Below are 25,192 nucleotides of genomic sequence, written 5' to 3' on the forward strand. Positions count from 1 at the left end.
GGTCACTGCGCGTTGAGCTGATCTCGGTCGTGGTCTTCGGCCTCAAGGATCGCTTCGTAGGAGGCGGGGTTCCACCAGCGGGCGAGGGCGTCTTTCTCCACGCCCAGGTAGATCGCTACGGGTTGGCCGGCAGTGCGGTTACGCCGGGCGGTCACGCCGGTACACCTGCCGCAACCACGTGCGGGCGTCGGCGGCATCGGCGAAGGACAGCGGCCTGGCGATCCGGCGGCCGATGTCGGCGAGATCGGGGAACCCGCGTCGACCACCAGCGGCCAGGCCGGTCGAGACACCGCCATCGCCCCCTATTACCGCAGGCCAGGACCTCATGGACCTTCTTCTTGCCGGCTGTGCCATGCCACGATTTGGGTGCGTGAGGTGAGCCCCATCTTGGTAAGGATATTTTCGACATGGCTTTCGGCAGTACGTTGGGAGATGACCAGACTCGCCGCGATCTGCTTGTTCGACATCCCGGCGGCGATCAGTGCCACGACCTCCAGTTCCCGTTTTGTCAGCAGGGGTGCGGGCGCCGCCGCGGTGGTAGAGGCTTGCTGCGGGAGCTTGTCACCCAGCGCATAGGCGATGACCTCTTCCTGTGTCATCCGCTCGCCTTGCTGGTAGGCGGCCTCAAACGCCTTCTTGCCGAGGGCTTGCGGCTCAGTTGTGTGCTTTGCCGGACCCAGTCGAGCAGCTTCTCGATTCCGTACAGCATGCGGTCGGCTAGTTCCCACATCGTGTCCGACGCGCCGAAGAGCACTGCCGCCCGGTGTGCGTCACCACCGGCCGCGGCGACGCACGCCAGTAAGGAAAGGCAGCATGCGATGCCCAACCACTCGTTGAGTTCGCCCTTCTTCCGCAGGGACTCGCGCAGATACTCGGACGCCTTCTCCAGATCGCCCGCTGCCCACCGCGCGATGGCGGCGCTCCACTCCGTCCACGACAGCGCCCAGCGCTCGCCCAGTGGCGCACACAGGGCTCGACACTCGCGTAGGAGCTCCGTGGCACAGTCCGTCCTGCCGAGCAGGTGGGCGGTGTGAATCCGCAGCGGAAAGATCTGCAGCGCGATGGCGTTCCATTGGCCCGACGCACGATGGCGTTCCAGCGCCTCCTCCAGCAATGGCAGCGCGCGTTCCGCGTTGTTGTGCCAGTTCTCGGTATCACCGAGGAACTGGATCGCGTAGGTCAGCCCCACGTCGTCATTGCACAGAAGCGCCAGCTCGCGGCTTTCGTCGAGCGACGCGACACTGGAGGCATAGTCCCCTTGCAGGTGCGCGAGCCATCCGTTGATCCACAGTGCCCGGATTCGTTCGTGCGTGGGTTCGGTGTTCAGGCTGAGCATGCGGTCCAGCCAGTGCCGCCCGCTCCGGAGGAGGCCGCCCGCGGTCCACATGAAACACAGCGCGGAAGCCATGTGCAGGCCGGTTCTCGCTTCACCCGGAGTCGTGGCACACAAATCCAGCGCGACCCAGATGTTGAAACGTTCGGCACGCAACCGCCGGATCCAGTGTGCCTGGTTCGAGCCGGAGCATTCGCTGTCACACTGTTCGGCCAGCCGCAGATAGTAATCCCGGTGCCGGCAGCGCAGGTTGTCCTCATCGCCGGATTCGGCAAGCCGCTCGTGCCCATACTGCCGGATAGTCTCCAGCATCCGGTAATGGTAATCTTGATCATCTACGATCCGGGATACGATCGATTTCGCGATCAGACCCATGAGAGCGGTGAAAACCTCCTCGGGCGGGAACATCTCGTCGGCGCAGATGTACTCCACGGCGTCCAGGTCGAATTCGCCTACGAACACCGAGCAGCGGGCCCAGAGCAAGCGCTCCTGTTCGGTGCACAACTCGAAGCTCCAGTCGACGGCGGCGCGCAGCGTGTGGTGCCTCATCTGCCCGGCCCGGTCGCCGGCGGTGAGAAGCGAGAAGCGTTTCGTCAATCGCTCCAGGATCTGCTCCACCGTGAGCATGCGCATGCAGGCGGCCGCGAGTTCGATGGCCAGCGGGATGCCGTCGAGCTGCTGGCACAGCCGGGCCACATACGCTTCGTTTTCCGGTCCGAGCCTGAAACCCGGCGACACGGCCGCACCGCGTTGTTCGAACAGCGTCAGTGCCTCGTATTGCTTGGCAGGCATCTTCGCCGCTGATCCAGGCGGCAGGTCCGACCATTCCGGGGGCGGTACGGACAGGGCTGGCACTGGCCAGACGTGCTCTCCGGCGACGCGCAAGGGTTCACGGCTGGTCGCCAGCACGCGCAATCCGGGCGCCGCGCTGGCCAGTGTGGCGGTCAGATGCGCGCACGCGTCCAGCAGGTGCTCGCAGTTGTCCAGCACTAGCAAGGCCCGTCTCGCAGACAGGTAATCGACCAGCACGGTGCTGGGGTCGCGCATCGAGCGGTCCTGGATTCCCAGGGTGTTCACGACCGTCTGGGGGACCAGCGACGGGTCTCGCACCTTCCCCAGCTCGACCAGATGCACTCCGTCCGGGAACGCCCGGCGCAGTGTCCATGCCACGTGAGTCGCCAGCCGGGATTTCCCGACCCCACCAGCGCCGGTCAAGGTCACTATCCGTGATCAGGACAGTTTCTGCTTGAGCTCCGCCATGGCCTCGCGGCGCCCTACGAAGCTCGTCATCTCATGCGGAAGGTTCCGGCTGGCTGGCATAGTTGGCATGGTGTTGACATTCCTGAGAGCAGGATACGCCCAGTTAAGCCTGGTCTTCATGAGCAGGCGAAGTGCCGAAGTAGAAGAGCACCGGGAACACCATAGGGTCGATTACACACAGTAGTATACCCGTTGATCCAGCGACATCCGGCGGCGATCCAGCCACGTCCTTGTTCGCTCGGCTGTTCGTGGCCGGCCTGGCCGCTCGATCGAGAGGAACCAATGTCGCCAGGCGGTACTCTTGTCCGACAACCCGCCGACTGAACCGAGCGCGGCCTCCCGTTCACGCGAATGGATCCTCGTCAAGGTGACCGCGATCGTCACGATCGGCGGATTCCTCTTCGGCTACGACACCGGCGTCATCTCGGGTGCCCTCCTGTACATGCAGGAGGCTCTCCACCTCAACGCGTTCACGACGGCGGCCGTCGTCAGTGCGCTGTTGTTCGGTGCGATGTTCGGTGCACTCCTCGGTGGCCGGGTCGCGGACCTGGTAGGCCGCCGCCGCGGGTTGTTCAGCTGCGCTGTCCTGTTCGCCGTCGGTTCCGTGAGCAGCGGGTTGGCGCCGAACGCGGGTTTCGTGATCGTGGCCAGGTTCGTTCTCGGCCTGGCGGTCGGAACCGCCTCGGTCACGGTGCCGATCTACCTGTCCGAGATGGCACCGGCCGATCGTCGGGGCCGGATGGTCACCATCAACGAACTCATGATCGTGACAGGCATCCTGACCACTTACCTCCTCAACGCCGGTCTGGGTAACTGGTACGCGGGTGAAGCCGCGTGGCGCTGGATGCTCGCGGTCAGCGCCCTGCCAGCCGTCGGCTTGTTCCTCGGCATGCTCCTGCTGCCCGACACGCCACGCTGGTACGCGATGAAGGGACGGTACGAGGACAGCAAGCGGGTTCTCCTGCTGACCCGGGACCCGGCAACTGCTGAGGAGGAGTTCGAGATCGTCGCCGGACATGCCCGGCGAAGCGCCGCGGAGTACCGTGCGTCTTCGCTGCACATGCTGCGGGAACAACCGTGGATGCGGCGAATGCTGTGGGTCGGGGTGGGCCTTGCCGCCGCCGGGCAGACAACCGGAATCAACACGGTCGAGTACTACGGGCCGACGATTCTCGAATCCACCGGGCTGACAACGGGTGCCGCACTGGTCTCCATTATCGCCGTGGGTGTCACCTCGGTGTCATCGACCGCTTTCGGAATCTGGCTGCTGGGATTCATGAGCAGGCGCCCGTTACTCATTACGGGTTTCGCCGGCGTCACGGCTTCCCTTGTCATTCTCGCCGTATACTTCCTGCTGCCGCACTCGGCGGCAAGCAGTTATCTGGTCCTGCTCGCGATGGTCCTCTTCGTCGCGATCGCTACGTGCTTCCTGGGCATCGGGATATGGCTGCTGCTGTCGGAAATTTTCCCGTTGGCGATACGTGGGCTGGCAATGGGGGTCGCCGTTTTCGCGCTCTGGGCCGCCAATACGCTCGTCGCCTTCGTTTTCCCCCTTGCCGTGGGCTCGGCCGGGCCGACATGGACGTTCGCGGCGTTCGCGCTCATCAACGCCGCCGCGACCGTTTTCACGATACTGTTCGTACCCGAGACCCGCGGCCGTACGCTGGAAAAATTGGAAGATGAATTCCGCGAGCGCCATTCCGGGGCCCGTTGACCGCGAAAGGCGTTGAAAGTGACGCAACGGACTGAACTGCCCCGATCTCGCTGCTGCAGGCATCCCGGATGGGAGAGCGCCCGAACTGACAGCGGGCACCGGTGCTCAACGCCGTCGTTCCCCGCCGGCGAGCATCGGATAGGGTCCAGACGTTGAGGGTGAGCACGTCGTCGGCGCCGGACCACGTTGGCGCACCTGGCAGTCCGGCGTCCTGAGGTGCGATGGGCCCGAAGCCGAAGCAGTCGCGCACTCCTCGCCAGGCCGCTGTGGCCGGGGCGACTGGAATCGGTTCGGCCCGAATGGCGTGGCCGCGTAGGGGATTTCCGAGGAAGGCGCGGTCCGCGCCGTCGTGGCCTCGGATGCGGCCTGCGCTGGTCGTGAGCTCGGGCGTCACCGGGCCGGGCGGGTCAGCCGCCAGACGACGTCGATGCCGTCCTCCCCGGAGGTTCTCGGGTCGCGGATGGGGCTGCGGCGGTCGACGCAGGTGAAACCGAGGCGCTGCGGCACGCCCTGGCTGGGGGTGTTGGCCGCGTCATGCCAGATCTCCACGTGGTCCACGCCCGGCAGCGCGAACGCCTCATCGACCAGCGCGGCGGCGCTGGTGGTCGCCAGTCCGCGGCCGGTGTGGCCGGGGTGCAGCCAGTATCCGATCTCCAGGCCGCCGGGGTCGATGCGGCGTTCCATGGCGATGCAGCCGGCGATCGCACCGTCGACGGTGATGGCGTAGGTGTAGGCGTCGCCGCTGCGCCAGTTGCGGTCGCAGAGGTCGAGGAATTCGGTGGCGGCCTCGAGCGGGTAGTCGCCGGCGGCCCACGGCATCCACGGCCGCAGGTGCGGCAGTGCCTCGGTGACCACTTGGTGCATCTCGGTGAGGTCGTCGCCGCGCCAGCGTCGCAGCACCGCCGATTCGAGGATGATCACTTCCGCGGGGTGCGCCATGCGCCGATGATGCTGCCCGGCGGTCGATCCGGGCAACCGGATTACCGGTGGCCAACTGCGGGTGGGGCCGCCCCGACAGCCGGGACCGCCCCACCCGCAGTTGTCGCCGAGGCTCAGATCAAGCCGAGCTTGCGGACGGCGTCGCGCTCCTCGACGAGTTCGCTGACCGAGGCGTCGATGCGCTCGCGGGAGAACTCGTCGATCTCCAGGCCCTGCACGATCTCGAACTTGCCGTCGCGGGCGGTGACCGGGAACGACGAGATCAGGCCCTCGGGCACCCCGTAGGAGCCGTCGGAGACCACGGCCGCCGAGGTCCAGTCGCCCTCGGGCGTGCCGTTGACCCAGGTGTGCACGTGGTCGATGGCGGCGTTGGCAGCCGAAGCCGCCGACGACGCGCCGCGGGCCTCGATGATGGCCGCGCCGCGCTTGGCGACGGTGGGGATGAACTCGTCGGCCAGCCAGGCCTGCTCGACCTGCTCTGCGGCGATCTTGCCGCCGACCTCGGTGTGGAACAGGTCCGGGTACTGGGTGGCGGAGTGGTTGCCCCAGATGGTCAGCTTCTTGATGTCGGTGACCGACACGTCCAGCTTCTGCGCCAGCTGGCTCAGCGCCCGGTTGTGGTCCAGGCGGGTCATCGCGGTGAACCGCTCGGCGGGCACGTCCGGGGCGTGGGCCTGCGCGATGAGTGCGTTGGTGTTGGCCGGGTTGCCGACCACCAGGACGCGCACGTCGGCGGCGGCACCGGCGTTGATCGCCTCGCCCTGCGGTTTGAAGATGCCGCCGTTGGCTTCCAGCAGGTCGCCGCGCTCCATGCCCTTGGTGCGTGGGCGGGCACCTACCAGCAGCGCGACGTTGGTGCCGTCGAACGCGGTGCGGGCATCGTCGGTGATGTCGATGCTCTGCAGCAGCGGGAAGGCGCAGTCGTTGAGCTCCATCGCGGTGCCCTCGGCCGCCTTGACCGCCTGCGGGATCTCCAGCAAACGGAGCTTGATCGGGGTGTCGGGCCCGATGAGCTGTCCGGATGCGATCCGGAACAGCAACGCATAGCCGATCTGACCGGCCGCACCGGTAACGGTCACGGTGACGGGAGCTTGGGTCATGAGGTTTCGTTCTCCTGCTCGCCGGGTGATTGCCTAGCCGGATGCTATCCCCAGCGCGACGGTGCCGTTGCAGGCCCGCCACGGATCACAGTGGACGGCGTGCCGGACCGATTCAGCCGCGCCCCGCCCGGGAGAGGCAGGACACACCTGCCGACCGCCGACGTGATCAGCGGCCACTTTCACCCCGTCGGCGTTGCGGCCGGCGGCACGGAAAATTCTCCGGTGCTGTCGATGCGGGCGGGGGCCGTTCGTGTAGTGGGTGAGAAGCCGGGCGGAGCCGGTTTCGCGAGTGTAAGGAGAACGCGATAAAGCAGTACCTGCCGAAGTCGGCCATCCGGCAGACCCGGGTCGGGTAGCCGTCGGCAGGTGAGCACTTGTTGGTCCTGGAGTCTGCGTCCTGATGAAAGAGCGTGCCCCTGCCGGTGGGCCGGGAGAGTTGATCGCTCACTGATGGGATGCCGGCATCTGGAGGACAACTGTCAGCGGCCGGTCTTCGGCTCGGGGGCGGGACGACCTGGCCGGTTGGACGGGTAGTTCGAGCGAGGCCAGTGCTGCCGGATTGGCCGTTTGTGCCGCCGCCGCGAGTGCTTAGTGTGCGGTCACGACGGGATCTGATTGCGGCAGAAGGCGGAGTGGTGGTCGAGTTCCCGGCAGTGGTGGGGATCGCGGTGGTGGCGCTGGGCCTGGTGCTCACGCCCGGGCCGAACATGTTCTACCTGGTGTCTCGGTCGCTGACGCAGGGGCGGCGGGCCGGGCTGGTGTCGCTGCTGGGGGTGGCGGTGGGGTTCCTGGTGTACGCCGCGGCCGCCACCGCCGGCATCGCCACAGTGTTCGCCCTGGTACCCGCGCTGTACACGGTGTTGCAAGTCGCCGGTGCGGCGTACCTGCTGTGGTTGGCGTGGCAGGCGGTGCGACCGGGCGGCGTGTCGGTTTTCGCGCCGGTGCCCACTCCCGACTACGGGCCGGGGCGGTTGTTCGCGATGGGGTTGGTGACCAACCTGCTCAACCCGAAGATCGCGGTTCTCTACGTGTCGTTGCTGCCGCAATTCATCGACCCCGCTCGCGGCGGGGTGGCGTTGCAGAGCCTGACGTTGAGCGCGGTGCAGATTGTGGTGGCGTTGTCGGTCAACGCGCTGATCGTGGTGACCGCCGGTTCGGTAGCGGGTGTGCTGGCACGGCGGCCGGTGTGGCTGCGGGCGCAGCGCTACTTCATGGGCACGGTGCTGGTCGGGTTGGCGGTGCGGTTGCTGACCGATCGGACCCGTCCGGCGTGACGCCGAGGACCTCCTGCAGGCGGAGCAGCGGTCGGGCGTCGCGGGTTCGGCGCGGTGAGAGCTGCCGGTGGTTCAGTCTGGTCCGCGCCCGTGCGTGCTTTTGGGCGCTGGAGCACCGCAAAACACGCACGGCCGTGGACCGGGCCGACCACAGTGGATGGTTCCGGGGCGCTAGATCATGCGTTTGCCGCCGCCTGCGTAGATGGTCTGGCCGGTGATCCAGCGGGCTTGGTGGGAGGCGAGGAAGACCGCGAGGTCGGCGATATCGTCGGGGCGGCCGACGCGGCCCAGCGGGCTGAACTCGGCGAAGCGGGTGTTCATGTCGTCGCTGATCCAGCCGGTCTGTACCGGGCCGGGCGAGATGGTGTTGACGGTGATGCCCGCGGGGCCGAGTTCGATGGCCGCGGAGCGGCTCAGCGATTCCAGGGCGTTCTTGGTCGCCCAGTATGAAATCTGGTCGGGTGCGCCGGGGGCGGCATCGGTGGAGATGTTGACGATGCGGCCCCAGCTCGCCTTGCGGCGCAGGTGGCGGCGGTGGAATTCGGCGATCAGCAGTGCCGGGGCGCGGGTGTTGACCGCGTGGTGGGCGTCCAGGCTGGCCGCGGCGACGGTGGTGGCACCGCGTGCGGGGTCGGGCCGGAAGGTGTCGGGCACGCAGTGCGCGGCGTTGTTGACGAGGATTTCCACGGGCCCGAGGTGGGTTTCGGCGTGGTCGAAGATCGCCGGTGCGGCGGCTGGGTCGGCGAGGTCGACGGCTAGGGATTCGGCGTCGGCGCCGTCGGCGCGCAAGGCGTCGCGCACGTGGTCGGTGCCGGTGGCCTTGGTGGCGCTGTAGGTGCGGTCGGCGCAGGTGGTGGTGCCGGCCGGGGGTGTTTCGGGAAGGGAGGCGAGCACGACTTTGACGCCCTGGCGGGCCAGGGCGCGGGCGATGCCGGCGCCGATGCCCAGCGGGCTGTTGGCGCCGGTGATCACGGCGACGCGGTCGCGCAGGCGGGGGTCGATCACGCGGTGGTCCTCTCGAATCGTCCGATGTGGTCGGTGATGGTGGTGATGGGCGTCTGGTGCAGGGCGCCGGGCAGGGCGTGGCCGAGTCCGGGGATGGTCTCGCAGTGGGCGCTAGGGATGAGGTCGGTGAGGTGCCGTCCGTGCGGGGGTGGGTTGATGGGGTCTTGCGGGCCCTGGATGACGAGGGTCGGGGTAGTGACGTGGCGCAGTTCGGCGCCGCGTTCGGTGGGCACGGGGGTGGCGAAGGCGTGTGCGCTGGGTTGCTGGTAGCTGCCGGCGTGGTCGATCGCGGCGTTCTCCCAGCGACGGAATTCCGCTTCGTTGAAGGAGATTTCGTCGCCGGCTAGCAGCCGCCATTCGGCCAACCGCCGCTGCAGCGCGGTGTCACGGTCGGGTGCGGGGTCGCTGCGGTGGGCCAGGGCGGTGACGATCTGGGGGGTGGGCGCGGGCAGCTCGGTGGGTTCGCCTTCGACGGCGCGGCGCAGGGCTTCGGCGAAGTCGACGTCGAGGGCGGCGGTGGCCAGCAGGGTCAGGGTGCGCAGCCGGTCGCGGTGGTCCAGGGCGAGCAGTTGACCGAGGGTGCCGCCCATGGACAGGCCCACGACATGGGTGCCCGCGATGCCGTGCCCGTCGAGGACTGCCACGGCGTCGCGGGCGAGGTCGTCCAGCGTGTAGCCGGTGATGTCCAGGTGGGTGGAGCGGCCGGTGTCGCGGTGGTCGTAGCGCAGGACGTGCAGGTGGCTGGCTGCGAGGGCGTCGACGAACTCGTCGGGCCAGCCCAGTGCGTTGGCGTTGCCGCCCATGATCAGCAGTACCGGCGGGTCTGCGGGGTCGCCGCGGGATTCGGTCCACAGCCGCAGCCCGTCGGGGGTGGTGACGTGGAGTTCAGGCATCGAGCAGTCCTTCCCTGCGGGCCAGTGCAGCGAGGTCTTTGGGCTGGCCGGCCATGATGGTGCGGACGTGCGCGGTGATGGTCTCGATGGGCCAGTTCCACCAGGCGATGCGTTGCAGCAGTTCGACGTCGGCGTCGTAGAAGCGGCGATGGATCTCCCGGGCGGGGTTGCCGCCGGCGACGCCGTAGGCAGGGATGTCGCCGGTGACGACGGTGCCGGTGGCGATGATCGCGCCGTCGCCGATGTGCACGCCGGGCATGATAGTGGCGTCGCGGCCGATCCAGACGTCGTTGCCGATCACGGTGTCGCCCTTGGTGGGCAGGCCGGCGGCGATGTCGAGGGTGGCCTCGGTCCAGGCTCCGCCGAACATGGTGAACGGGTAGGTGGAGCAGCCGATCATGGGGTGGTTGGCGGCGGGCATGATGAACCGCGCCCCGGTGGCCAGCGCGCAGAACCGGCCGATGCGCAGCTTCGCGGGCCCGTAGTTGTAGAGCACGTTGCGGGTTTCGAATTCGGCGGCGCCGCCGGGGTCGTCGTAGTAGGTGTACTCGCCGATCTCGATCAATGGGGAGCTGACCACTGTGGACAGGAAGGCCACGTTGGTCAGCTCTGGCCGGGTGCTGGGGTGCACGCGGGTGGGGTCTGGTGTGTCGGGCATGGCGGTGGCTCCCCCTTCAGGCGCTGCGGCGGCCGTCGTGCAGGTTCAGGGTGGGCCCGTTCCAGCGCTGCTGCAGCCAGCGGTCGTGGCTGGCGACGACGATGGCGCCGCAAGCGGTGTGCAGGGCTTCTTCGAGTTCGCTGACGAGGGTCAGCGACAGGTGGTTGGTGGGTTCGTCCAGCAACAACACCTGTGGTGGGTCGGCGAGCAGCAGGACCAGGGCCAGTCGCGGCGCTGGCCGACCGACAGCGCCCCGACGGGGCGGCCTAGGTCGGCGGGGGCCAGCAGGCCCAGTTCGCAGAGGTCGGGCAGGTCCGGCCGGTGGGCCGCTGCCGGTGTCGGGTGCCAGCCGGCCGGCGGCCAGGTGCAGCAGGGTGGATTTGCCCGGCCGCCGGAGTAGTCGTAGGCCATCTTGGCGTTGTCGCGGCGCATGCCGTGATGCCTGGCGGGCGGTGACGTCCACTGCGTTGCGCAGGGCGGCCAGTTCGTTGGAAGGGGTCGCGCAAGCCTCGAACGCGGGCCTGGCTCGAAGTCAGTTCTTCATAGTGCCGATGACGTTAGCGGTACGCCCGCAGTGGCTGTCAACGCATTTGTTCCACCTGGAACGGGCCTCGGCTCTTGGCGGAAATGACAGTGGGCGTGCTAAATCGTTTGCCTGGATCGGTGCTCGGGTGTAGGCCTTGTCGAATGCTGCAAGAGGTCCCCGCCGGTGAGACTTCGGTGCTGTCGAACGAGACCACGACGGTGTCCTACGCGCCGGTGACCGGTGCGTCGCACACCATCCAGGTGCTGGCCATCGACGGGCCGGACCCGCTGGAGCTGCTGCGCGCGGAGTTGGCGGGATGGAGCGTGCTGACCGCTCCCGCCGATGGCGAGGCCCTGCGGCGGGCAGGTGCGCGGCTGAAGCGGCATGCGCACGCGATGCGGCGCGATCTGCGGTCCGAGGCGTTGCGTGGGTCGGTGATGTGTTCCGCCGCCCGGCCACCGAGTTCGCCGGGCTGGGCGGCCTGCTGCTGCGGCGCGCCATGGCGTGGTTGAGCGAGCGGGGCTGGAACGAGGTGGGGCTGGCCGTCACGGCCGGCAATCCCGCGCAACAACTGTACGAGCGGCTGGGGTTCACCATCACCGGGACCAAGATGACGCTTGAGCTGCCCTGACCACACCGTCACGCCGCAGCAGCCGTGCACCACACCGCGCTGCGGGTCGGGTTAGGATGGCGGCGTGATTCGCAGTTCGTGCCTCGCGTGGTGGCGCTCCGGCTAGGAGCGGCCACTCAACTTGCGCACACCTCGGGCCGTTCGGATGGACGGCCCTTCTTCGTGTTCTCCACACGTCCGGGACGTCGGCCGGACCCCCACCACCGGATGAGGAGAACATTCATGACCGCTGTGATCGAGACTTCCACCGCCGCGCGCCGCAGCGTCGAGCTGGAGGAGCTGGTCCCGTTGCGCCCGAACGATTTCCGGGTGCTCACCGGGGATCGTCCGACCGGGCTGCTGCACCTGGGCCACTACTTCGGCACCCTGCACAACCGGGTCCGGTTGCAGCGCCTGGGCGTGGAGCTGCTGGTGATCGTCGCCGACTACCAGGTGCTCACCGACCGCGACGTAGCAGAACGACTCGACGAGCACGTGCAGAACCTGGTGCTGGACTACCTGGCGGCCGGGATCGACCCGCAGCGGGCCACGATCTTCACCCACAGCGCGGTTGCGGCGCTCAACCAGCTGCTGCTGCCGTTCCTGAGCCTGGTGTCGGTGGCGGAGCTGAGCCGCAACCCCACGGTCAAGGACGAGATCAACCATTCGCGGCAGTCGGCGGTCAGCGGCCTGATGTTCACCTACCCGGCGCACCAGGCCGCCGACATCCTGTTCTGCAAGGCCAATCTGGTGCCGGTGGGTCAGGACCAGCTGCCGCACCTGGAACTGACCCGCACGATCGCGCGCCGCTTCAACGATCGCTACCGGCGGCTGCTGCCGGAACCGGATGCGCTGCTGTCGCCGGCCCCGCTGCTGCTGGGCACCGACGGCACCAAGATGAGCAAGAGCCGCGGCAACGCGATCACGCTGGCGGCCACGGCCGACGAGACCGCGCGGCTGATCCGGGGCGCGAAGACCGATGCGCAGCGACACATCAGCTACGACCCGCGGTCCCGCCCGGAGGTCTCCAGCCTCGTGCTGCTGGCGGCGTTGTGCACCGGGCGGGATCCGCACGAGGTCGCCGAGGACATCGGTTCCGGTGGCGCGGCGGCGTTGAAGCGCACCGTCACCGAGGCGGTCAACGAGCACCTGGCACCGATGCGGGAACGCCGCGCCGCCTTCGCGCAGGATCGCGGCTACCTGCGGCGGATCCTGCGCGAAGGCAACGAGCGGGCCAACGCCATCGCCGAAACGACCCTGGCCGAGGTGCGCTCAGCGATGGGCACCCACTACTGACCGGGTCAGCTGCCCGTCGCGCATGACGGCCACCTCGTCGATGTGGTCGAGGTACTCGGTGTCGTGGGTGACCACGATGGTGGCGACCTGGTGCTGGCGGGTGACCTCGGCGAGCAGCTCGACGATCTGGCGCCCGCGATCGTGGTCGAGCGCGGCGGTGGGCTCGTCGACCAGCAGCACCGCGGGTTCGCCGGTGAGCGCGCGGGCGATGTTGACCCGCTGACGCTCACCCCCGGAGAGCTGGTGCGGGCGGCGGTGCTGCTTGCCGTCGAGGCCGACGGTGGCCAGCAGTTCGGCGGCGGCGCGGCGCTGCCGCCGAACGGATCGGCCACGCATGTGCTGGGTGGACTGGAGCTGTTCGGCGGCCGTCAGCGAGCCGAGCAGGTTGGACTGCTGGAAGACGATGCCGATCTTCTCCAGCCGCAGCCGGGCGCGCTGCGCGGCCGACAGTTTGCTGGTGTCGACGCCGTCGACGACCACGCTGCCGGAGTCGGGGCGCAGCAGGGGCGCGGCCACCGCCAGCAGGCTCGACTTTCCGGACCCGGAAGGACCGACGACGGCCAGCAGCTCGCCGGCTCCGACGTGCAGGGACACCTCGTCGAGCGCGGTGAGGTGCGATCGCCATCGGGGTAGGTCAGGTGGACGTCGGTCAGGGTGAGGCTCATCGGACGGCTCCCAGCGCGGTCAGCGGGTCGACGGAGGTGATGCGCCGGATCGCCAGGGCGGCGCCGATCATGCCCAGGACGATCATGGCGGCGATGGGCGCCACGGTGGTGGCGGCGGTGAGCTGGAACGGCACGGCCTGCACCGCCAGCGCACCCAGCCCCGCCCCGGCGGCCCCACCGACCCCGGCGCCGAGCACCAGCACGATCGCCGACTGGGCCAGCGCGTCGCGCAGCAGGTATCCGGTGGCGCCGCCGAGAGCCTTGAGGATGGCGATGTCGCCACTGCGCTGGATGGTCCACACAGTCATGAACGCGCCGACGACCAGCGCGGAGATCGCGTACAGGAAGCCTTGCATCATCAGCAGCGACCCGTTCTCCGAGGAGTAGGAGCCGATGGCAGCCAGGCTGGCGCCGGCGGTGGCCGTGGTGGTGTCGGCAGCGGCGTCGGCCTGCGCGGGGTCGGCGGTCATGCCCGCGGCGATGACGGTGGCCAGGGGCGCATCGGCGCGTGGCGGACGCAACGCCGACCAGGTCTCCAGCGCCGTCCACGCCACGGGCGTGTGGCTGTAGTAGGCGATGCCGGCGATGCCGCTGGTCGTCAGCCGCTGGGTGCCCGCCAGCACGCTCTGGCCGATGGTCAGGCCGTTGTCCTCGGCGAGGTCACGGCTGACGACCAGGGAGCCCGGAGTAACCGGGGCCGTCGGTGGGGCGCACGCCGAAGATGGTGGCCGCCGTGCCGCCGGCGGTGGTTTCCAGGCGGGTCTGGATGATGCCCAGCGGCGCGGCCCACTGCACCCCGGGCGTGCCGCGGTAGGCGTCGAGCTGGGCTTGGGTGATCGAGGAGTCGGCGAAAGACTGCTCGGGGGCTTCGGCGCTGGTAGTGCCGAAGGCGATGTGGGTGGCGGGCAGCTGCGTGATCGCCGAGGTGGACTGGTGGGCCAGGCCCGCGGTCAGTCCCGACAGCAACACGATCAGCAACGTGATCAGCCCGACCACCGAGCCCATGAGTACGAACCGCCCCTTGACGAAGCGGATGTCGCGGATGGCGAGGAACACGGGTGTTCTGCTTTCCGGTCGTGGTCGAATTCGGCATCCAGCCTCGCCGCGATCGGCGCCGTTGCCATCGCAGCACCGATTGATCCTGCCGCCGCCGCGGGTGCATCCCGAACTCAACCGAACGATCGATGCCGCGCCCTGCCCGCAGTGTCCAGAAAGGTCCTGGTGAGCACCATCCCCCAGGCATGGTTCTAAGGTGTGCGCAGTGTCCGAAACGTTGTCCGCGTCCAGCCCCGGTCCGGGGGCGATCCTGCGGTTGATGCGGCTGGCGTTCCACACCGGATTCCTGCTGTTGCTGGGCATCGCGACCGCGCGGGTGTTCCTCACCCACGCCGCGGGGTCCACGAGCTGGCTGGCGGTCGCGATGGCCGTGCTGCTGACCGCGGTCTACGCGGCGGGCGCGGTGGTGCGCCACGCCCTGCACCGGCGGTGGCTGGCGATGACGTGGCTGGCGGCGATCACCACGGCGTTGCAGCGCGGCATCATCCGGCCGCGGTGACCGCCTCGAGCAGGTATGCCGGGCGCCACCAGTAGTCGGCCAGCCGCCGCGTGGTGATCTCGGCGAATCCGGACTCGCGCAGCAGCGCCACCCAGCCGTCGACGGCCAGCTCGTAGTTGGTGGGCGCGGTGGTGCCGAACTTGCCGAGGATCACAGGCAGGATGAACCCGGCGCCGACGAGATCGCGGTCGGCGTCGTATTCGCGCAGGCCGCGTTCCACCCGGGCCAGGCAGTCGCGGAACCACGCGGGCTCCCACACCGAGGCGACCTCGACGTCGTCGAACTCCACCAGCGCGAACCGGCCGGTGTGCGCGGCGATCCAGCGCAGCACCCGGGTCTTGTCGCCGGGGCAGGGATTGCAGCGCGAAGGTGGACTGGATCAGGTCCCACCGCTGGGTGTGGGTGGCGGTGAAATCCTGCGCGGTGTCCTGCCAGGAGTGGTGGGTGATGCCGCGGCGGGTGAGTCCGGCGGTGGTCTCGGCCAGCAGCGCACTGCTGGGTTCGACGACCCCGACGACGGGCTGGTGCTCGGTGAGCGCGGGCAGCAGCGCCAGCCCGTCCCCGGCGCCGATGTCCAGCAGCCGCTGGGGCCTCTGCTGCCGGTAGAGCTTGCGCAGCGCCGTGGATGCCGCCTCGTAGAGGCCGATGTTGCCACCGCCCCGGATGAACGCCCGGAACGCCGCGGGCGAGTCGTAGACCGCGGTGGCATCGCCGTTGGCGGTGATCGCCGACAGCAGCCGGGCCAGCTCGCTGTCCGGAGTGAAGACGCGGGCTGCTTCGGCGGCGCGGTGCGCGGTGGCGGCGTCGCCGCTGCTGTACGCCCAGATCGCCACGTACAGCGCGGATTCGGCGTCGTCGGGGGAGAGTTCGGTGGGCGTGGCCCCGTTGCGGTGGGCGTTGTGGACCTGATCGACCGTCACAGGGCTCCGTTTCTAGGGACTGCCGAGGTAGGACTTTCCGCGCGGGGACAACCGGAATCCGGCCTCGTGGGGTTCGACGAGGCCAAGCTCGCGCAGCTGCCACACATCGGATTTACAGCGCGACACCGGCCGTCCATGGTCGGCTGCGAGTTCGGCGGCGCGCAGGCCAGGGCACCGCCGCAGTGCTTCCAGGACGGTCCTCGTCCACGGTCCGCGCGGGGCGGAGACGTCCAGCTGCGCCAGCTTCCGGTCGATCGCGGCCCGTTCGCGCGGACGCAGATCCACCGGTTGCGGCCGCAGCTCGGGTGCGGGGCCGCCGTAGCTGAGGACGAGGCGGTAGACCACGCCGCGGCCGTGCTTGTCCAAAGAGGACCGCAGTCCCGCGGCGGAGGTGAAGCCCGCGCGCTGGGCGTCGGCGTCGGTGATCCGGCCCGGATCGACCTCGGTGACCTCGCCGATGCCGATCAACCCGACCGCGGTGCGCAGCCACGATCCGGCCTGCGCCCGCGGGCTGGGCCAGCGCTGGAACGCCAAGGTGATCTCGCCGCTGGCCACGCCCCGCAGGATCCGGTTGCTCAACACCACACCACCACGCTAGTACCCCCGCCACACCACCAGGTGCCCGTGGTGTCGCCCATCCGGGCGAGGCGAAGTGGCTGTCGATGATCACGAATCGGGGTCGCCAACTTCCGCGCGCCCGCCGGATCGGGGGAGAATCGGCGCATGTTGCAGGTCTGCCTCAACGGCGCGCGCTCCCCGCGCGAGCACTTCCACTTGCCCGTGCGCCCGGAGGAGCTGGCCAAGGCCGCCGCGGACAGCATCGCAGCCGGCGCCAACGACATCCACCTGCACCCCAAAGCGCCCGACGGCACCGACAGCCTCGATCCGCACCTGGTCGCAGCCACGTTGCGCGCGGTGCGGGCCGCCGCCCCCGCAGTTCCCGTCGGGGTCACCACCGGCGCGTGGACCGCACCGGACCCGGCGGACAGGATCCGGGCCATCCGGGCGTGGACGGTGCTGCCCGACCACGCCTCGGTCAACTGGCACGAACCCGGCGCCGACGACGTCGCCGCCGTGCTGCTGGAGCGCGGTGTAGGCATAGAGGCGGGCATCTTCTCTGGCACCGACGGCGACCGCCAGTTCCTGCGTTCCCCGCACCGCGCCCGGGTGCTGAGAGTGCTGGCCGAGGTCACCGACCTGACCGCCCGGGGCGCGGCGACCACCGCCGAAGCGCTGCTGGAGCGGCTGCGCCCGGCGGCGACGCCGATCCTGCTGCACGGCGAGGCCGCCGGGGCGTGGCCGGTGCTCACCGTCGCTGCCCGCCGCGGCTTGGCCACCCGCATCGGCCTGGAGGACACGCTGCTGCTGCCCGACGGGCAGGTCGCCGCCGACAACGCCGAACTCGTCACCGCCGCAACCCGGATTCTCACCAAGGAGGCCCCGTGACCGCCGTCGACCACCAGCAGCTCGCCGCGCTCATGCCGTCGGCGCGGTCTGCGCGTTCCTGAACCTGCCCGAGGGCGCGCACACGGCCACGATCGAGTCGAAGACGAACTTCTTCCGCGCGCTGCGCGAGGGCGCTTTGCACGCGGTCAGCCGTCCGCTGCACGTCGGCCGCACGAGCATCGCGGTGCAGACCGAGCTGCTGGACGACTCCGGGCGCCGCATCGGGCACACCACCCAGACCCAGGCCGTGCTCACCGCCTGAGCCACCCACCGAAAACATATTTCCGGTCGGCTATATTGACGAGGTGGCAAGTACCTTCGAAATCCTGGCCGAACCGCACCGCCGGGACATCCTCGACCTGCTGCGCACCGGGGAACGAGCCGTCGGCGACCTCGTCGACCGCCTGCCGCTGAGCCAACCCACGGTGTCCAAACACCTCAAGGTGCTACGCGAGGCCGGGCTGGTCGAAGTCCGCCAAGACGCCCAACGCCGCTGGTACCGACTGCGCCCCGAACCACTGGCCGAGATCGACACCTGGCTGGCGCCCTACCGGCAAATGTGGCACGACCGGCTCGACACCCCGCAACACCACCTCGACAACATGTCCGACCCAGAGGACACCCAGCCATGAACACCGACACGACCCTCATCATGATCGGCGACCACCCGGTGCTGCGCCTGCAACGCCTGCTGCACCACCCACCGGAGAAGGTCTGGCGGACTACGCACAACACCTGCGCGACACCCCATGAGCTGAGGCGGGCGTCTGTAACGGAAACATCGTTCCCGTTACAGACCCCCGATCGGTCGTGCCCCAACGAAGTGCCAGTTCGCGTTAGGTGCGCGGGTAGTTCAGCGCCTCTCGTGCGATATCGGGAGGTTCGTCGGTACGCGGGCGATACCGCCTGGTCGATGAGAAGCAACAGGGAGGCCTTGCGGGTACGGTTGATCTCAGCTGAGTAATTGTCTTCCTTCCGAGGTCGGCCTGCTCGTGCCGGTGCACCTCTGTTTCAGTAGCGATCAGCTTGTGCGCAGCTCTTCGACAAGTCCGGGCAGGTCGTCGAAGCAGCGCCAGATCGGTATCCGGACGACCTTGCCGTTGGTGGCGTCGTCCATGAGTTCTTGGGCGGTGCAGAGCTGGCGGAGATTTCTCCCCAACGTGCCGGCGGAATCGGTGCCGGTTCCGCTTCGGTCGAGAAGCACCGCGACTGGCCCGTTGGCTGAGCGGATCATCAGGTCGGCGCGGTGGCCGCCGACGTCGGCACCTGTTTCGACCGGTACGCCCGCCACGATGAGGCGTTGGTACAGCTTGGCGAGCGGTTCGTCCATGTCGGGAACGGAAGCGTCTTGGATCTCGGCGTTCTCTGCTTGGGCGAGCAGACTCCGCAGCAAGCCACTGGTTTTCCGCCACAGGTTCGCATCGCCTACCACGATCAGCCGGGATATCGCACGGGTGAAAGCCACGTTCCAGAGATTCTGGTGGCTCGCGAGCCGTTTGACGGACTTCGGCACGGCGCCCTGCGAGAGGGTAGGAGAAAGCAAGATCACGTCACGCTCCCGGCCTTGGAAGGTGTGGACCGTGCCTACTTGCACCTCAGGGACACCGCGAAGGAGGTCGCGGATCCTCGCCCGCTGTGCTGCATACGGGCTGACAACACCGATGGATTTGGTTGCGTTCCCGGCGCGTATCTCGTTCACGACGGCCAGCACCCGCGCAGCCTCGTCGTCATTGACCCACGACCCGTCCGGAGTCCTTTCGCAGTTGCTGCTGAGGTGATCCCACCGCACAGGCTTGTCGTCGCCTGTCATGAGATTCGCCGGATTCGTGAGCACCCGGAGCCTGTTCCCGTAGACCCGTTCGTTCACCGTCTGGACGATTTCCGGGTGGCACCGGTAGTGCTCGTCGAGCCAGAGCACTTCGCCGGTCGCGGCGGCAGCAGCGTGATAGGCGGAGAACCGGCCGTGGTCGAACTGCCGACTTTGCAACCACTCGTCGGTAAGCCCGGCTTCCGCCGCGGCTCGGTCAAGGTGCCCCAACTCCAGCTTGGTGATGTGGCTGAGTTGGTGCGGATCGCCGATGATCAACGCCCGCTTGGCCCGGAAGAGCAGCGGGAGCACCTGCGCCACGGGGCACTGGCTCGCCTCGTCGATGATCACCAGGTCAAACAGGCCCGGCTTCGGCACGATGCTGGGCCGTGTCGCGAGCGTTGTGGTCGCCCAGGCAGGAACGAACTTAAGCAAGCGTTGGAAGCCCGCCCAGGGCTTCGCCTCCTGGCCGGAGAGGGCAGTGGCCCGATCAAGGATGACATCTTCACCAGCCTCGACTTTCGACCGCAGCGTCGAGCGCAACAAATCGGCACTCGCCTGCCTGTGGCTGTCCTGCGCCGTGCGCAACGCGCCAAGGACACTGCGCTCATCAGGGAGGCTCAGCAGATGTTGCTTGCAGCGTCGGACATCCAGCTCGGCGCTGATCAGGTCCCGCCAGGTGGGCAGTTGATCCATTTCGATGTTCAAGTGCCGGCGGAGCATCCATCGGTCCAGGAAGCCGAAGAGTCCCCAGTTCGAAGCTCGATGCTCCTGTCTCCGCCACCGGCCGAGCAGATAGTCGGAGAGCTCCACGAAGTGGAACTCCTCCAGCGGTGTCGCGTCCAGGAAAGGTAGTAGACGTGCTCGATCGAGCAACGTCCCAGCGAGTTTGTGCTCTGACTCGGCTCGCGCGTCGAGGTCAGCCATGCGGTCGGCGCATTCTTGCTGCCAGGCTTGCGCCGTGGCGCGCATGCCGCCGTTGAGCGGCGCGTAATCCTTGACGGCGGCGACCAACTCGCGCAGGCTATCGCCCACAGCGTTACGGAACTCTTTCTTTCCCGTTCGAACGACCGACCCGGTGGAATGCTGATTGCTCCGGTCGACTACGACGTCGACCGCGGTGTTGTTGGTGGACGCGATGAGAACGCTTTCCCCAGCGCTGGTCGCGGTGGCCACCAGGCCGGTGATCAGCTGGCTCTTCCCGGTGCCAGGTGGCCCGGTAGCCACAGTCAGCCGCCTGCTCATCGCGGCTCGGATGATGTCCTGCTGCGCTTCGTTGGTGGCGCTCGGTGTTACCAGCAGATCTGGTGCGCCACCGACGTTCTGCGCGCCTTGCTCTGGGCTTTCCAGACCAGCCAGCGCGGTTTGCGAGAACGTGGCGACCGCTTCCAACAGCTCCTTTTCGTAGTCCTCCAGGAGTTTCGCCATGATGGTCGACGATGCTTCGTCGGTGTGCAGCACCGCAGTGTTGTGCGCGCCCGCACGCGGATGGCGCATCTCCATGTCGTCAACTAACGCGGTCGGACGGATCGTCTGCAGCGCTCGGATCCCGGAGAAGCCGAGGTAGTGCCGCACCTTTTCGGCCAAACCACGGTGGTCACCCTGTGCCCAGTCAGCCTGGAATTCTTCGAGGAGCGCGTCGCGTTCCTGCGGGTTCCAGTCGATCCAGTGGTCTATCAGCTCAGCGTTCAAACTGACCTCACCGCTGCGCACGAGCCACCCGTCCGGCTGGACCTCGACATCGACCACCAGCAAGGGAGCCACCCTCCACGACGCCTTGTCGGACGTCTTGGCATTGGCATCCACGGTCACCAGGGGGTACCCGTAGCGCAGTCCGCGGCCTTCCGCCGCCGCGCGACGGGCGAGAGCAGCAGCCGACCCGTGCGGTTGAAGTGCCTCGACGGCGCCGACCAGAAGCTGTTCCTTCCCGGCACCGACGAGGGCGAACTGCTTGCCCCGGGAGGAGAGCTCCGGCATCGACGTTGTGCGCACTTCGCGCTCTATACACGTGCGATAATAGGTCAGCAGTTGACGCCACCGGTCGTGGTCGAGCGGTGCGTCAGCCGCCGACCTTGCCTCACCTGGGGTGGAACCGCCTGACTGATCGCGGCCGACCGTGCGGGGAGCCGCGCGGGTCAGCTTGATCCCGCCGACCACTCCCAAGCTGAAGTGGGTCGGCTGCTGCCGATTGGATCGCGGCACGACGATGTCCACGTAGCTGGCCAGGTCTTTGTGATCGATCCAGCCATCCCCGTCGCCATCCGACGCCTCGCCTTCAAGCGCGTCGACCACGGCTTGCGTGAAGATCGCGAGCCTCGGGGCGCCATCCTCGGACGGTGGTTCGAACGCCTTGCCGGCTTCTCCCGCCGCCGCGATGATGACGCTGCCCCGGCTCTCAACCTGCCGGAACATCTCATTGGGCGTCGCGCCGCCAGACCGGCTGCTAAAACCGTCTGCGTAAGCACCGCCGTAGCAGCAGTCGAGCAGGAGCATCTTGCTGCCGGCGTGGCTGTCGCGCGCAAGCCTGTGCAGCAGGTCGGCGGGGACGGCGCTGGTGGTTCGGAGCCGACGGGCGGAATCTATCTCGGCATCGCGCGGCAACAGGTGAAGCCGACCCCTGGTGTCCAGCTCGCCGTGCCCAGAGAAATGCACGAGCACGACGTCATCGGGACGCTTGCGGTCGAAGAGTTCGTCGAGAGTGGCCTCGACCTCCGCCTTCGTCCCGTCAACGACGATCTGAACCTGGAATTCGCCGCGGGTTCGCAGGACTTCCTGCAACCGTTGAACATCCAGCCTTGGCGCTTTGAGATCGTTCAAGTGCGGGCTGTCGTATCGGGACGTACCGATGAGCAGCGCATGCCTCATGCGTTGTCACGCCTGTTCCGGTAGAACGAGTCCAGCAGCTCTGCCGGGTCCGCAGCCGGGGAGCCGCTGAGCTCGAACTTGTCGCCATCGATCTCCACGACGATTTTGTCCTGTTCGTTTCGCCGCAACCAGGACTGGGCGAGTGAGACCAACGCGCTGAGCAGGGGTTTCGACAGCACCCCGGACACCGCCAGCGTGCCGATTACGACCGCGGCGTTCGACCGGCTTTCCGTCGAGTCGATCTCCTCGCGCTCCGGCTCAGCAACCAGGTCGATGGCCCTTATTTCGGCTGCCAGTTCTCTGGTCAGCCTGTTCAGCGCGTGACCGTCAAATCCTTCAGCAGCAACAACGGTCAGCGTCAGCGTGTCGTGAGCGGCGGTCATGAACTCCCCAGAACGTTCTTCGGTAGGTTGTTAGCAAGAACTGGAGGCACACGCTACGTGGCAGCAACCGGCGCGGGTGAAGCTAATATCGTGAATACCCGAACGGAGTAGAGATCTTGGAGTATTTGCCAGCTGACAGCGCTCACCACATTGCACATTCGACTTGCTTCGTGTGGCGCGGTGAGATGTTGCGGCATTCAGCTGCGCATCGACCGGCAGGGTTGCCCTGCCGGTCGACCTCTGAGCGGGCAGCGAGTACGGTTCGAATCAGGCGACCGTGCCTTCCCGGCCGCGCTATTACACCAAATGCCGACGCACGTGCTGCACCGGATGCGGTTGCTGGTGCGGCCGGACACGGTGCTCCGGTGGCACCGCGACCTGGTAGCCCGTCGTCACGCCGCCCAGTCCCGGTCCAAGCGCGGGGGTCGGCCGCGCACCATACACTCCGTCCAAGCGCTGGTGCTGCGCCTAGCCAGCGAGAACCCGAACTGGGGATATCGTCGCCTGCACGGTGAGCTGCTCGTCCTCGGAGTGAAGGTAGCCGAGTCAACAGTCTGGGAAATCCTCAAAGACGCCGGGATCCCACCCGCACCCGAACGCGTCTCCAACACCTGGGCGGACTTCCCGCGCTCCCAAGCAGACGCACTCCTCGTGTGCGACTTCTTCGAGACGATTACCTTGTCCTGTACATACTCGCGGTAATTGACACTCAAGCCGCCGTATCCTCATCCTCGGCGTGACCCGCACCCGTCCGCCTCGTGGGTCGTGCAGGCCGCCAAGAACTTGGTCATGGACCTAGCTGAGACCGGAGCTGCTGAATCGCCGACCAGCCCCAACGACCCTGCGAAAGGACACCTAGGATCTTCGGCGTTCCCGAACCCGAGCAACCCAACCGGTTGGAGGAGTACCCGCGATGATCTTCATCACCGCCAAGTTCCGAATCCGCCCCGAACACGCCGACCAGTGGCCGCAGATCGCCGCCGAATTCACCCAGGCGACCCGCGCCGAACCCGGCTGCCTGTGGTTCGACTGGTCCCGCAGCCTCGACGACCCCAACGAATACGTCCTGGTCGAAGCCTTCCGCGACGACGAAGCAGGCGCCGCGCACGTCCAGTCCGAACACTTCAAGAAGGCGCGGCAGACACTGCCCCCGCACCTCGCCGAAACCCCGCGGATCATCAACACGACCCTGGCTCAGCAGGACTGGTCCCTGCTCGGCGAAATGGCCGTGCCGCAGAACTGAACCGCCTGGGGGTCGAGTGCGATACCACCGCACCCGACCCCCAGCGCCCATCAGCCCGACGACCGCGCCAGACCCGCCAGTAGCGCAGCGAACAGGTCAGGGCCAGCGACGACGTCACGCCACGACCACGGCCCCAGGAAGCTGCCGTGCACCAGCCCCACCGTCGCTGCCATGCCCGAAGCCTTGGCAAGAACTCGCCGAGCCCGCGCTGTTCACCCCGCGCTGACCACCGCCTGCGAAACACAGACCGGGCCTTCGGGCGAAGCGAACCCAACTTGATAGGCAAGTCATGACTTGCCTATGCTGGGCGCATGGCGGAGGATGTCTTCAAGGCCCTCGCCGACTCCACCCGCCGACGCATCCTCGATGAGCTGGTGGAACGGGACGGCCAGACCCTATTCGAGATCTGCACGCGGCTCATGACCAAACACGGACTCGGACTCTCCCGCCAGGCGATCAGCCAACACCTGGCAGTACTGGAATCCGCAGGTCTGGTCCGTTCACGGCGCCAAGGCCGCTACAAATTCCACGACCTGAACACCAAACCCCTTGAGCGCATCATCACCCGCTGGCTCAAGCCGACACAACGGAGGAACCCCATGAAGATCCACCTCACCAGCGTCTTCGTCGATGACCAGGACAAGGCCCTGCGCTTCTACACCGACATGCTCGGCTTCGCGAAGAAACACGAGATCCCGCTGGGCAAGGACCGCTGGCTCACCGTGGTCTCACCAGACGACCTCGACGGAACCGAACTGCTGCTGGAACCCGACAGCCATCCCGCCGTGAAACCATACAAAGAGGCGCTGGTCAAGGACGGCATCCCAGCAGCCTCCTTCGCCGTGGAGGACGTAACCGCCGAGTTCAACCGACTGCGCGAACTCGGGGTCCGCTTCACCCAAGAGCCGCTGGAAATGGGCCCGGTCACCACAGCAGTCCTAGACGACACCTGCGGCAACCTGATCCAAATCGTGCACAGCAAGTAAGAAACCCGCGCCGATGCCAGCCACAACCGCATCCGCGGTCCGGTCGCGCCGGTCCCCGCCCGAGACCATCGATCCCACCCGAGGCCGGCGAAGACCGGCCCAACCAGCACGGTGCTGACATGAACGAGCACGGGACTGGCGCAGGTGCAGGGCGAACACCGAGATCTCGCACGCTCCTTGTCGTAGCGCCACCTCAAGCCTCGAACCGCAACGGCGTCAACTGCTCGATGTCATGACACAACCGCAGCTCAGCCACCGCAGCACGATCCACACCACCCGGCGCATCCAGAATCTCCAACAACTCCTCGAAATACCGCTCATGATGCGAAGGCGGCGAAGACTGGAAGAACATCCGCGCCACCACATCACCCCGATTGGCGAAAGCATGCGGACAACCAGGCGGAACGAACATGACACTGCCCGGACCAGCACGACACACACGCTGACCCGATTCCCCTTCCCACTCCGACCAACCATCCCCGCCGCGAACGACCGGTTCGAACGCCAACACCTCCAGCTCACCCTCCAGCACGTAGAACAACTCCTCGCTGCGGGCATGCACATGCGCACCGACATCGAAACCCGGCGGCACCACCACCTCGAAACTCGACGCCGCCATCGAATGCACCCCGGTGACCTTGAACGTCACATCCTGCGCACCCGTGACGATGCGCTTCCCACCACCAGGCGGAACAACGAAACCCTCCATCAACC

32 protein-coding genes and 2 pseudogenes are annotated in these 25,192 nt (G+C 67.6%); 15 read left to right on the forward strand and 19 right to left on the reverse strand.

Annotated features, from left to right (window positions below):
- Positions 1-2: 2 nt before the first annotated feature.
- From ACRXBZ_RS40735 to ACRXBZ_RS40750, 4 genes are read right to left on the reverse strand one after another with little or no spacing between them, the layout of a single operon-like run.
- The gene (locus ACRXBZ_RS40735) at positions 3-155 is read right to left on the reverse strand and encodes a hypothetical protein (RefSeq protein WP_433883620.1); all 153 of its coding nucleotides are present in this window, start codon (positions 153-155) and stop codon (positions 3-5) included.
- Positions 139-327 (reverse strand): hypothetical protein, encoded by a 189-nt coding sequence (locus ACRXBZ_RS40740; protein WP_433883621.1) that lies wholly within the window; start codon positions 325-327, stop codon positions 139-141. The genes ACRXBZ_RS40735 and ACRXBZ_RS40740 overlap by 17 nt, the downstream gene beginning before the upstream one ends.
- Positions 324-599 (reverse strand): response regulator transcription factor, encoded by a 276-nt coding sequence (locus ACRXBZ_RS40745; RefSeq protein WP_433883622.1) that lies wholly within the window; start codon positions 597-599, stop codon positions 324-326. The genes ACRXBZ_RS40740 and ACRXBZ_RS40745 overlap by 4 nt, the downstream gene beginning before the upstream one ends.
- On the reverse strand, positions 596-2,554 hold the full coding sequence (locus ACRXBZ_RS40750) for an ATP-binding protein (RefSeq protein ID WP_433883623.1): 1,959 nt from the start codon (positions 2,552-2,554) through the stop codon (positions 596-598). The genes ACRXBZ_RS40745 and ACRXBZ_RS40750 overlap by 4 nt, the downstream gene beginning before the upstream one ends.
- A gap of 340 nt (positions 2,555-2,894) precedes the next feature.
- Between ACRXBZ_RS40750 and ACRXBZ_RS40755 the strand changes: the two genes are divergently transcribed.
- The gene (locus tag ACRXBZ_RS40755; protein ID WP_433883624.1) at positions 2,895-4,307 is read left to right on the forward strand and encodes a sugar porter family MFS transporter; all 1,413 of its coding nucleotides are present in this window, start codon (positions 2,895-2,897) and stop codon (positions 4,305-4,307) included.
- A 390-nt stretch (positions 4,308-4,697) separates the two neighbouring features.
- On the opposite strand, the gene ACRXBZ_RS40760 is transcribed toward ACRXBZ_RS40755, so the two are convergent.
- Positions 4,698-5,246: a GNAT family N-acetyltransferase gene (locus ACRXBZ_RS40760; RefSeq protein ID WP_433883625.1), complete on the reverse strand. Its 549-nt coding sequence runs from the start codon at positions 5,244-5,246 to the stop codon at positions 4,698-4,700.
- 113 nt (positions 5,247-5,359) lie between these two features.
- On the reverse strand, positions 5,360-6,346 hold the full coding sequence (locus ACRXBZ_RS40765; protein WP_433883626.1) for a malate dehydrogenase: 987 nt from the start codon (positions 6,344-6,346) through the stop codon (positions 5,360-5,362).
- Positions 6,347-6,981: 635 nt separating this feature from the next.
- Here ACRXBZ_RS40765 and ACRXBZ_RS40770 point away from each other — a divergent pair.
- A complete protein-coding gene (locus ACRXBZ_RS40770; RefSeq protein ID WP_433883627.1) occupies positions 6,982-7,620 on the forward strand; it encodes a LysE family translocator in 639 nt (212 codons plus the stop codon).
- Positions 7,621-7,791: 171 nt separating this feature from the next.
- On the opposite strand, the gene ACRXBZ_RS40775 is transcribed toward ACRXBZ_RS40770, so the two are convergent.
- The 4 genes from ACRXBZ_RS40775 to ACRXBZ_RS40790 are packed head-to-tail and all read right to left on the reverse strand — an operon-like array spanning position 7,792 to position 10,360.
- Positions 7,792-8,625 (reverse strand): SDR family NAD(P)-dependent oxidoreductase, encoded by an 834-nt coding sequence (locus tag ACRXBZ_RS40775; protein ID WP_433883628.1) that lies wholly within the window; start codon positions 8,623-8,625, stop codon positions 7,792-7,794.
- A complete protein-coding gene (locus ACRXBZ_RS40780; protein ID WP_433883629.1) occupies positions 8,622-9,518 on the reverse strand; it encodes an alpha/beta fold hydrolase in 897 nt (298 codons plus the stop codon). Before ACRXBZ_RS40780 ends, ACRXBZ_RS40775 begins: the two co-directional genes overlap by 4 nt.
- On the reverse strand, positions 9,511-10,176 hold the full coding sequence (locus tag ACRXBZ_RS40785; protein WP_433883630.1) for a CatB-related O-acetyltransferase: 666 nt from the start codon (positions 10,174-10,176) through the stop codon (positions 9,511-9,513). Before ACRXBZ_RS40785 ends, ACRXBZ_RS40780 begins: the two co-directional genes overlap by 8 nt.
- A 16-nt stretch (positions 10,177-10,192) precedes the next feature.
- Positions 10,193-10,360, reverse strand: coding sequence for a P-loop NTPase family protein (locus ACRXBZ_RS40790; RefSeq protein ID WP_433883631.1), 168 nt, complete (start codon positions 10,358-10,360; stop codon positions 10,193-10,195).
- Between the two features lie 503 nt (positions 10,361-10,863).
- Between ACRXBZ_RS40790 and ACRXBZ_RS40795 the strand changes: the two genes are divergently transcribed.
- From ACRXBZ_RS40795 to trpS, 3 genes are all read left to right on the forward strand, one after another.
- Positions 10,864-11,214 carry a hypothetical protein gene (locus ACRXBZ_RS40795; RefSeq protein ID WP_433883632.1) on the forward strand — a complete coding sequence of 117 codons (351 nt, stop codon included), beginning with the start codon at positions 10,864-10,866 and terminating at the stop codon, positions 11,212-11,214.
- Entirely contained in the window at positions 11,142-11,333 is a 192-nt protein-coding gene (locus ACRXBZ_RS40800) for a GNAT family N-acetyltransferase (protein ID WP_433883633.1), read from the forward strand. Before ACRXBZ_RS40795 ends, ACRXBZ_RS40800 begins: the two co-directional genes overlap by 73 nt.
- A gap of 222 nt (positions 11,334-11,555) precedes the next feature.
- Entirely contained in the window at positions 11,556-12,608 is a 1,053-nt protein-coding gene (trpS, locus tag ACRXBZ_RS40805) for a tryptophan--tRNA ligase (protein ID WP_433883634.1), read from the forward strand.
- On the opposite strand, the gene ACRXBZ_RS40810 is transcribed toward trpS, so the two are convergent.
- From ACRXBZ_RS40810 to ACRXBZ_RS40820, 3 genes are all read right to left on the reverse strand, one after another.
- Positions 12,585-13,202 carry an ABC transporter ATP-binding protein gene (locus ACRXBZ_RS40810; RefSeq protein WP_433883635.1) on the reverse strand — a complete coding sequence of 206 codons (618 nt, stop codon included), beginning with the start codon at positions 13,200-13,202 and terminating at the stop codon, positions 12,585-12,587. The two genes, trpS and ACRXBZ_RS40810, sit on opposite strands and share 24 nt — an antisense overlap.
- A 67-nt stretch (positions 13,203-13,269) precedes the next feature.
- The gene (locus ACRXBZ_RS40815) at positions 13,270-13,896 is read right to left on the reverse strand and encodes an FtsX-like permease family protein (protein ID WP_433883636.1); all 627 of its coding nucleotides are present in this window, start codon (positions 13,894-13,896) and stop codon (positions 13,270-13,272) included.
- 37 nt (positions 13,897-13,933) lie between these two features.
- Entirely contained in the window at positions 13,934-14,329 is a 396-nt protein-coding gene (locus ACRXBZ_RS40820; protein ID WP_433883637.1) for a hypothetical protein, read from the reverse strand.
- A gap of 205 nt (positions 14,330-14,534) precedes the next feature.
- On the opposite strand from ACRXBZ_RS40820, the gene ACRXBZ_RS40825 reads away from it, so the two are divergent.
- Positions 14,535-14,828, forward strand: coding sequence for a hypothetical protein (locus tag ACRXBZ_RS40825; RefSeq protein ID WP_433883638.1), 294 nt, complete (start codon positions 14,535-14,537; stop codon positions 14,826-14,828).
- Here the strand turns inward: ACRXBZ_RS40825 and ACRXBZ_RS40830 are convergent.
- Positions 14,812-15,159, reverse strand: coding sequence for a hypothetical protein (locus ACRXBZ_RS40830; protein WP_433883639.1), 348 nt, complete (start codon positions 15,157-15,159; stop codon positions 14,812-14,814). The genes ACRXBZ_RS40825 and ACRXBZ_RS40830 overlap by 17 nt on opposite strands.
- 38 nt (positions 15,160-15,197) lie before the next feature.
- Between ACRXBZ_RS40830 and ACRXBZ_RS40835 the strand changes: the two genes are divergently transcribed.
- On the forward strand, positions 15,198-15,434 hold the full coding sequence (locus ACRXBZ_RS40835) for a hypothetical protein (protein WP_433883640.1): 237 nt from the start codon (positions 15,198-15,200) through the stop codon (positions 15,432-15,434).
- A gap of 96 nt (positions 15,435-15,530) precedes the next feature.
- Positions 15,531-15,737 carry a hypothetical protein gene (locus ACRXBZ_RS40840; protein WP_433883641.1) on the forward strand — a complete coding sequence of 69 codons (207 nt, stop codon included), beginning with the start codon at positions 15,531-15,533 and terminating at the stop codon, positions 15,735-15,737.
- Positions 15,738-15,760: 23 nt separating this feature from the next.
- Here the strand turns inward: ACRXBZ_RS40840 and ACRXBZ_RS40845 are convergent, their stop codons facing one another.
- Positions 15,761-16,330: an ASCH domain-containing protein gene (locus tag ACRXBZ_RS40845; RefSeq protein ID WP_433883642.1), complete on the reverse strand. Its 570-nt coding sequence runs from the start codon at positions 16,328-16,330 to the stop codon at positions 15,761-15,763.
- Between the two features lie 141 nt (positions 16,331-16,471).
- Here ACRXBZ_RS40845 and ACRXBZ_RS40850 point away from each other — a divergent pair, with 141 nt between their 5' ends.
- The 3 genes and pseudogenes from ACRXBZ_RS40850 to ACRXBZ_RS40860 all read left to right on the forward strand — a co-directional run bounded on the left by ACRXBZ_RS40850 (position 16,472) and on the right by ACRXBZ_RS40860 (position 17,826).
- Complete coding sequence (locus tag ACRXBZ_RS40850; RefSeq protein ID WP_168588803.1) at positions 16,472-17,194, forward strand: 3-keto-5-aminohexanoate cleavage protein; 723 nt, start codon at positions 16,472-16,474, stop codon at positions 17,192-17,194.
- A 43-nt stretch (positions 17,195-17,237) separates the two neighbouring features.
- Positions 17,238-17,456 (forward strand): annotated as a pseudogene (locus ACRXBZ_RS40855) (PaaI family thioesterase); the annotation flags it as partial.
- A gap of 43 nt (positions 17,457-17,499) precedes the next feature.
- Positions 17,500-17,826, forward strand: coding sequence for an ArsR/SmtB family transcription factor (locus tag ACRXBZ_RS40860; protein WP_433883643.1), 327 nt, complete (start codon positions 17,500-17,502; stop codon positions 17,824-17,826).
- Between the two features lie 389 nt (positions 17,827-18,215).
- Here the strand turns inward: ACRXBZ_RS40860 and ACRXBZ_RS40865 are convergent, their stop codons facing one another.
- Positions 18,216-21,866 carry an AAA domain-containing protein gene (locus ACRXBZ_RS40865; RefSeq protein WP_433883644.1) on the reverse strand — a complete coding sequence of 1,217 codons (3,651 nt, stop codon included), beginning with the start codon at positions 21,864-21,866 and terminating at the stop codon, positions 18,216-18,218.
- Positions 21,863-22,249: a hypothetical protein gene (locus ACRXBZ_RS40870; RefSeq protein ID WP_433883645.1), complete on the reverse strand. Its 387-nt coding sequence runs from the start codon at positions 22,247-22,249 to the stop codon at positions 21,863-21,865. Before ACRXBZ_RS40870 ends, ACRXBZ_RS40865 begins: the two co-directional genes overlap by 4 nt.
- A gap of 306 nt (positions 22,250-22,555) precedes the next feature.
- On the opposite strand from ACRXBZ_RS40870, the gene ACRXBZ_RS40875 reads away from it, so the two are divergent.
- Both ACRXBZ_RS40875 and ACRXBZ_RS40880 read left to right on the forward strand, forming a co-directional pair.
- On the forward strand, positions 22,556-22,951 hold the full coding sequence (locus tag ACRXBZ_RS40875; RefSeq protein ID WP_433883646.1) for a helix-turn-helix domain-containing protein: 396 nt from the start codon (positions 22,556-22,558) through the stop codon (positions 22,949-22,951).
- A 211-nt stretch (positions 22,952-23,162) separates the two neighbouring features.
- Entirely contained in the window at positions 23,163-23,492 is a 330-nt protein-coding gene (locus ACRXBZ_RS40880; RefSeq protein WP_433883647.1) for a putative quinol monooxygenase, read from the forward strand.
- Positions 23,493-23,542: 50 nt separating this feature from the next.
- Here ACRXBZ_RS40880 and ACRXBZ_RS40885 read toward each other — a convergent pair whose 3' ends face one another.
- Positions 23,543-23,665, reverse strand: coding sequence for a hypothetical protein (locus tag ACRXBZ_RS40885; protein WP_256413592.1), 123 nt, complete (start codon positions 23,663-23,665; stop codon positions 23,543-23,545).
- Between the two features lie 138 nt (positions 23,666-23,803).
- Here ACRXBZ_RS40885 and ACRXBZ_RS40890 point away from each other — a divergent pair.
- Both ACRXBZ_RS40890 and ACRXBZ_RS40895 read left to right on the forward strand, forming a co-directional pair.
- Positions 23,804-24,091: pseudogene (locus ACRXBZ_RS40890) on the forward strand (ArsR/SmtB family transcription factor); the annotation flags it as partial.
- Positions 24,092-24,478 carry a VOC family protein gene (locus tag ACRXBZ_RS40895; RefSeq protein WP_433884121.1) on the forward strand — a complete coding sequence of 129 codons (387 nt, stop codon included), beginning with the start codon at positions 24,092-24,094 and terminating at the stop codon, positions 24,476-24,478. It begins immediately after the preceding pseudogene.
- Positions 24,479-24,671: 193 nt separating this feature from the next.
- Here ACRXBZ_RS40895 and ACRXBZ_RS40900 read toward each other — a convergent pair whose 3' ends face one another.
- Complete coding sequence (locus ACRXBZ_RS40900) at positions 24,672-25,187, reverse strand: cupin domain-containing protein (RefSeq protein WP_433883648.1); 516 nt, start codon at positions 25,185-25,187, stop codon at positions 24,672-24,674.
- Positions 25,188-25,192 lie beyond the last annotated feature (5 nt).

This window comes from Saccharopolyspora hattusasensis (assembly GCF_050972075.1).
Classification (GTDB): Bacteria; Actinomycetota; Actinomycetes; order Mycobacteriales; family Pseudonocardiaceae; genus Saccharopolyspora; species Saccharopolyspora hattusasensis.

Bases quoted from the DNA above. Each gene is read 5' to 3' on its own strand.
- ACRXBZ_RS40740 (WP_433883621.1), bottom strand. From the start codon at position 327: ATGAGGTCCTGGCCTGCGGTAATAGGGGGCGATGGCGGTGTCTCGACC.
- ACRXBZ_RS40745 (WP_433883622.1), bottom strand. From the start codon at position 599: ATGACACAGGAAGAGGTCATCGCCTATGCGCTGGGTGACAAGCTCCCG.
- ACRXBZ_RS40760 (WP_433883625.1), bottom strand. From the start codon at position 5,246: ATGGCGCACCCCGCGGAAGTGATCATCCTCGAATCGGCGGTGCTGCGA.
- ACRXBZ_RS40765 (WP_433883626.1), bottom strand. From the start codon at position 6,346: ATGACCCAAGCTCCCGTCACCGTGACCGTTACCGGTGCGGCCGGTCAG.
- ACRXBZ_RS40780 (WP_433883629.1), bottom strand. From the start codon at position 9,518: ATGCCTGAACTCCACGTCACCACCCCCGACGGGCTGCGGCTGTGGACC.
- ACRXBZ_RS40785 (WP_433883630.1), bottom strand. From the start codon at position 10,176: ATGCCCGACACACCAGACCCCACCCGCGTGCACCCCAGCACCCGGCCA.
- ACRXBZ_RS40795 (WP_433883632.1), top strand. From the start codon at position 10,864: ATGCTGCAAGAGGTCCCCGCCGGTGAGACTTCGGTGCTGTCGAACGAG.
- trpS (WP_433883634.1), top strand. From the start codon at position 11,556: ATGACCGCTGTGATCGAGACTTCCACCGCCGCGCGCCGCAGCGTCGAG.
- ACRXBZ_RS40850 (WP_168588803.1), top strand. From the start codon at position 16,472: ATGTTGCAGGTCTGCCTCAACGGCGCGCGCTCCCCGCGCGAGCACTTC.
- ACRXBZ_RS40865 (WP_433883644.1), bottom strand. From the start codon at position 21,866: ATGAGGCATGCGCTGCTCATCGGTACGTCCCGATACGACAGCCCGCAC.
- ACRXBZ_RS40870 (WP_433883645.1), bottom strand. From the start codon at position 22,249: ATGACCGCCGCTCACGACACGCTGACGCTGACCGTTGTTGCTGCTGAA.
- ACRXBZ_RS40875 (WP_433883646.1), top strand. From the start codon at position 22,556: ATGCCGACGCACGTGCTGCACCGGATGCGGTTGCTGGTGCGGCCGGAC.
- ACRXBZ_RS40880 (WP_433883647.1), top strand. From the start codon at position 23,163: ATGATCTTCATCACCGCCAAGTTCCGAATCCGCCCCGAACACGCCGAC.
- ACRXBZ_RS40885 (WP_256413592.1), bottom strand. From the start codon at position 23,665: ATGGCAGCGACGGTGGGGCTGGTGCACGGCAGCTTCCTGGGGCCGTGG.
- ACRXBZ_RS40895 (WP_433884121.1), top strand. From the start codon at position 24,092: ATGAAGATCCACCTCACCAGCGTCTTCGTCGATGACCAGGACAAGGCC.
- ACRXBZ_RS40900 (WP_433883648.1), bottom strand. From the start codon at position 25,187: ATGGAGGGTTTCGTTGTTCCGCCTGGTGGTGGGAAGCGCATCGTCACG.